The following is a 1,037-nucleotide window of genomic DNA, read 5'->3' as shown; positions in this document are numbered from 1 at the left end:
CATAGCCCACCGGCAGCTCACCATAGCCGCCTTCGCCACCAATGCCGTTCAGCGAGATTGGAATAAAATCGCTGCCGAGCTCGTGTACGTTGGCACCGGCACCGACGCCAAAACCAACGTAGAGGCCGCTCCAGTTAAAGCCGGCAGCTTCTTCTACCGGCTGGACGACATCTGCTGCATGAGCAGCAGACATCAAAGCCACAGCAGAAACAGCACCAAGAAGAAAAGATTTCGCGGATGTGCGAATGAACATATGCCCGTACCCCAATGAGTAAACCCAGAATGTCTCTAGCAGGGAGTCGGTCGGTACGGGAATGACAAATATGCAACAATGATGAGCAAAGTGCCGTTGCGTCACATCTTTCGACGCCATGCTTTGCCTGAAAAACAGGCTCGCAAGAAAAAACCCGCCGGCTTGGAACCGGCGGGCTGGATTGAAAGGAGCTGTTCTCGCGAAAATCAGGCGGCGAGAACGGCTTTCGGCTCGACCAGTTCGTAGCCGAGCGCCTCGGCGACTGCCCGGTTGGTGATCTTGCCCTTGTGGACATTGAGGCCGTTGCGCAGGTGATGATCGTCGACCAGCGCCTTCAGGCCCTTGTCGGCAAGCTGCAGGCCATAGTGCAGCGTCGCGTTGTTGAGCGCGTGGGCCGAAGTGACCGGCACGGCACCGGGCATGTTGGCGACGCAATAGTGGATGACGCCGTCGACCTCATAGGTCGGCTCGGCATGAGTGGTGGCGTGCGAGGTCTCGAAGCAGCCGCCCTGGTCGATGGCGACGTCGACCAGCACCGAGCCTTTCTTCATGCCCGACAGCATTTCGCGCGAAACCAGTTTTGGCGCCGCGGCACCCGGGATCAGCACCGCGCCGACGACGATGTCTGCCGAAAAACACTCTTCTTCCAGCGCCTCGACAGTCGAGTAACGGGTGTGGACGCGGCCGGCGAAGAGGTCGTCGAGCTGGCGCAGGCGCGGGATCGAGCGGTCGATGATGGTGACGTCGGCGCCAAGGCCGGCCGCCATCCTGGCCGCGTGCAGAC

At 60.5% G+C, this 1,037-nt stretch carries 2 pseudogenes; both read right to left on the bottom strand.

Going from position 1 to position 1,037, the window contains the following annotated elements:
* Positions 1-253 (bottom strand): annotated as a pseudogene (locus tag EN906_RS35210) (porin family protein); the annotation flags it as partial.
* Between the two features lie 206 nt (positions 254-459).
* A pseudogene (locus tag EN906_RS35205) lies at positions 460-1,037 on the bottom strand (alanine dehydrogenase); the annotation flags it as partial.

This window comes from Mesorhizobium sp. M7A.F.Ca.CA.004.06.1.1, assembly GCF_003999135.1.
Lineage (GTDB): Bacteria > Pseudomonadota > Alphaproteobacteria > Rhizobiales > Rhizobiaceae > Mesorhizobium.
This window is presented reverse-complemented; position numbering and strand designations above follow the sequence as displayed.